Below are 4,294 nucleotides of genomic sequence, written 5' to 3' on the forward strand. Positions count from 1 at the left end.
CGACAAGGAAGTGGTCGACGCGATCCTGGACAACGAGACGATCCAGGGCGTGGGCTTCGTGGGCTCCACCCCGATCGCGCAGTACATCTATGGCCGCGCGGCCACCAACGGCAAGCGCGCCCAGTGCTTCGGCGGCGCCAAGAACCACATGATCGTCATGCCCGACGCGGACCTCGACAAGGCCGCCGACGCGCTGGTCGGTGCGGGCTTCGGCGCGGCCGGCGAACGCTGCATGGCGATCTCGGTCGCGGTGCCGGTGGGCAAGGAAACCGCCGACCGTCTGATCGAAAAGCTCACGCCGAAGGTCGAGGCGCTGAAGGTCGGTCCCTACACTTCGGAAGAGGACGTGGACTATGGCCCCGTCATAACCGCGCAGGCCAAGGAGCGGATCGAGGGGCTGATCTCCTCGGGCGAGAAACAGGGCGCGACGCTCGTCACGGACGGCCGCGGCTTCTCGCTCCAGGGCTACGAGGACGGCTTCTACGTGGGCCCGACGCTCTTCGACAACGTGACCGAAGACATGGACATCTACCAGGAAGAGATCTTCGGCCCGGTGCTCTCGACCGTGCGCAAGGACAGCTACGAGGACGCGCTCGAGCTCGTCATGAAGAACCAGTACGGCAACGGCACGGCGATCTTCACCTCCGACGGCGACACGGCGCGCGACTTCGCCAGCCGCGTGAACGTGGGCATGGTGGGCATCAACTTCCCGATCCCGGTGCCGCTGTCCTACTTCACGTTCGGCGGCTGGAAGAAGTCGGCCTTCGGCGACCTCAACCAGTACGGCCCCGATGCGTTCCGCTTCTACACCCGGACCAAGACCGTGACCGAGCGCTGGTTCTCGGGCATCAAGGAAGGCGGAGAATTCGCTTTCAAAGCGATGGACTGACGATGTAGTCTGACCCTGCGCCCCGGCCTTCCGGGGCGCAGGATATTTTTTTCGGGCATTCTTTCCGGAACGTCGTTGGGTACGAGTTCGCAACCGATATTCGAAAGCGCGCGAACATGTCGATCAGCATCTTCACCTCTCCCCAGAGCCACGCGCAGTTCGTGCGCTGCTCCGACGTCCTCACCCTCGAAGAGATGGTCACCCAGGTCTCGCGGTTCCTGGACGACCCTGTCGACAATGCCGGCGGCGACACTGTGCGGATCGATTTGACGACGCGAACCCGTTCACAACAGCGAAGACGCCACAACCGCGATGACGTCACACCAGCGATGACGATGCACATACCGGAGCTCAATGCGCGCAGCCGCGAGGATTTTGCGGCGGCCGTGCGGGCGCTCGACCGGATCCTGATCTCTGGTCATTACGCGATACCGCTCTATCATATTGCAAAGGACTGGGTGGCGATGTGGGCGCGGGTCAAATATCCCGACGACACGCCGCTCTATGGATACCAGCTACCCGTATGGTGGATTGAAGAATGACCGAGACGGTTCACATAGACATCGTATCCGACGTGATGTGCCCCTGGTGCTTCATCGGCAAGAAACGCTTCGAAAAGGCGCTTGGCGCGATCGGCGAGGATGTCGCCGTCGAGGTGAACTGGCGTCCCTTCCAGCTTGACCCGACTTTGCCGCAGGAGGGCAAGGATCGCGACCAGTATCTCGCGGAGAAGTTCGGCAGCATCGAACGGGCGCGCGAACTCTACCGCAATGTCGAGAATGCCGGCGCAGGCGAGGGGATTCCTTTCCGCTTCGAGGCCATCGCCGTATCGCCGAACACGCTCGATGCGCATCGGCTGATCCGCTGGGCGCAGACCGCGGGCGAGGGCGTGCAGACCCGCGTCGTCGAGGCGCTGTTCGAGCTCTATTTCCTGAAAGGCGGGAATATCGGCGACCAAGCCGTGCTGCTCGACGTGGCGCGGGAAGCCGGCATGGATACGGCAATCGTCGAAAGCCTGCTGGCGAGCGACGCAGACCCGGAGGCGATCACGCAGGAAATCGCGCTCGCACAGCAAATGGGCGTGACCGGCGTACCGTGTTTCATCCTGGAAAACAAATATGCGGTGATGGGGGCTCAGGACCCCGAGACGATCGCGGATGCGATCAGGCAGGTGGCGGCGCGAAAAGCCGCCGCGAGCGAGGCCGCGAGCGCCGGTGACACCGGCAGGCGCGGGATGAGCGTGGCCTGCACCGCGTGATAGATGTCCGCCTTGCCCTCCCAGACGGTGCGCGAGACCTCGTTGGCCGTGCCGAGCTCGTGCCACCACGAACCGCCGTCGAGGTCGAGGTGATGCTCGCCCGCGTAGTCCCACCAGCGCTGGTAGTCCTCCGCGTACTCGGCGGCACGGGTCGCCTGCCACAGCACGGCGGCGGCGGCGATCGCCTCGGCGCTCACCCAGTGCATCCGCTCGCGCACCACGGGCCGGCCCTCCCAGTCGACCGTGTACACGAAGCCGACCGCTCCGTCGACGTTCCAGCCCTCGCGGACCGCCGCCGCGTAGAGCTCGCGGGCGTCGGGCAGCATCCACTCCGGGCACGCCAGGCCGGACTGCTCGAGGGAGTGCGCCAGCTGCAGCGTGAGCCGCGACCACTCGAACAGGTGCCCGATGGTCGCGCCGAACGGACGGAAGGGGTGGGCCGGCTCGTCCTCGTTGTAGGCCATGAGGGGGTGCCAGTCGGCGTCGAAGTGCTCGGGGAGGCGCCAGTCGTTGCCGGCCGCGAAGCCGTGCACCGCCTTCTCGGCGATGCGCAGCGCCCGGTGGAGCAGGTCCTTGTCTCCCAGCACGTCCGCGGCGGCCATGTAGGCCTCGACCGTGTGCATGTTGGCGTTGATGCCGCGGTAGTCCTCGATCTCGGACCAGTCGCGCGCGAACGCCTCGCGGCTCATCCCGACTTCCTCATCCCAGAACCGCTCGGTGTGCACAGCGAGCGCATCGGCGAGCAGGTCCGCCGCACCCGGCCGGCCCGCCGCGAGCGCGGAGGACGCCGCGAGGATCACGAACGCGTGCCCGTAGGCCTCCTTGACGTCCTTGGTGGGGCCGTCAGCGCCCACCGCCGCGAACCAGCCGCCATGCTCGGCGTCGCGCAGGCGCCCGGCCAGGGCGTCGAGACCGTGGTCCACGAGCGCCGCGGCACCCGGCCGGCCCATGAGGGCGGCGAGCGCGAAGCAGTGGGTCATGCGACACGTGATCCACAGCTCGACGTCGTGGTCGGGGTCGAGCGCGCCGGCCTCGTCCAGCCAGCCGAAGCCGCCGCGAGCGTCACGGCTCGCGGCGCCGAAGGCCAGCAGGCGGTCCGTCTCCGACTCGAGCCAGCGGTGATGGGCGGGGGTGGTGAGCCAGGTCATGGCTCGAGCCTAGGGCGCGAGCCGGTGTGCGCGCGACGGATTCGCCGCTACAGGACCGCAAGGCGGTCGGGGTCGATGAGTCGCTCGAGCAGCGGCAAGAGCCCCTCGTCCTCGACCGTTCCCAGGACCTCGTCCGCGGTCTCCCGCACGTGCAGCGGGGCGTTGCCCATCGCGGCGGACTCGCCCGCCCACTCGAGCATCGCGAGGTCGTTGTTGCCGTCGCCCACCGCGACGGTGTGCGCGGGATACACCCCCAGCTTGCGCCGCAGCGCCTCGAGGGCCGATGCCTTGGTCACGTTGGGCGGGGTGAGGTCCAGCCACGCGGAGTAGCCGACGGCGTAGGTGACGTCGTTGAGGCCGATGCGGTGGACCAGGTCGTCGAAGTGGTCGACGTCGACGCCGGGGGCGCGGATCACGACGCGCGTGGCCTCGCCCTGAGCGAGCTCGTCGAAGCTGTCGACCACGCGCTGGCGGCCCACCAGCTCGCCCATCGGGAACTCCCGGCTCACGCGGAACCCCACGCCCAGGTCCTCGACCGCGAAGAACGCATCCGGCATCTCCTGGCGGATGAGCTCGAGCGCCGCAGTGGGGTCGAAGGTCGCGGTCTCGATGATGTCGTAGCCGCCGGGGCTCGCGGGATTGAGCCGCAGCGTGACCGCGCCGTTGGACGTGACCGCGTAGCCGCGCCGAATCCCCAGCTGCTCGGCCACCGGCATGGTGGCCACGATGTTGCGGCCAGTCGCGAGGATCACGTGGTTGCGGCACATGCGCACCTGCTCGATCGCCTGCACCACGCGGTCCGAGATCTCGCCGCCCCAGTGCATGAGCGTGCCGTCGATGTCGAGCCCCAGGAGGCGCCACGCGTCGTTGTCGAGGGGAGGTCGCATCTCGTCAGCGGCTGGCGTCATGGTCCGAGCCTACGATGCGGCGGTGACGCCGCCGTGAACTCGCCCCGCGCATCGGCCCGCCTGGCGGTGCGTTCCCGCTCACCTAGCCGCC

General features: G+C 67.8%; 4 protein-coding genes and 1 pseudogene. 3 read left to right on the top strand and 2 right to left on the bottom strand.

Translation table 11 applies throughout. From position 1 onward, the window contains the following. From QZ483_RS12895 to QZ483_RS12905, 3 genes and pseudogenes are all read left to right on the top strand, one after another. Positions 1-889 (top strand): aldehyde dehydrogenase family protein (locus QZ483_RS12895; RefSeq protein WP_297084650.1); only part of this gene is annotated, 889 nt, incomplete at its 5' end. Between the two features lie 116 nt (positions 890-1,005). Continuing rightward, positions 1,006-1,431 (top strand): hypothetical protein, encoded by a 426-nt coding sequence (locus QZ483_RS12900; RefSeq protein ID WP_297084651.1) that lies wholly within the window; start codon positions 1,006-1,008, stop codon positions 1,429-1,431. 35 nt (positions 1,432-1,466) lie between these two features. Then, positions 1,467-1,994: pseudogene (locus QZ483_RS12905) on the top strand (DsbA family oxidoreductase); the annotation flags it as partial. A 29-nt stretch (positions 1,995-2,023) separates the two neighbouring features. On the opposite strand, the gene QZ483_RS12910 reads toward QZ483_RS12905, so the two are convergent. After that, a complete protein-coding gene (locus QZ483_RS12910) occupies positions 2,024-3,295 on the bottom strand; it encodes an AGE family epimerase/isomerase (protein ID WP_297084654.1) in 1,272 nt (423 codons plus the stop codon). 47 nt (positions 3,296-3,342) lie between these two features. Next, on the bottom strand, positions 3,343-4,203 hold the full coding sequence (locus QZ483_RS12915; RefSeq protein ID WP_297084656.1) for an HAD family hydrolase: 861 nt from the start codon (positions 4,201-4,203) through the stop codon (positions 3,343-3,345). Positions 4,204-4,294 lie beyond the last annotated feature (91 nt).

It is taken from the genome of uncultured Demequina sp., assembly GCF_913055775.1.
Taxonomy (GTDB): Bacteria; Actinomycetota; Actinomycetes; order Actinomycetales; family Demequinaceae; genus Demequina.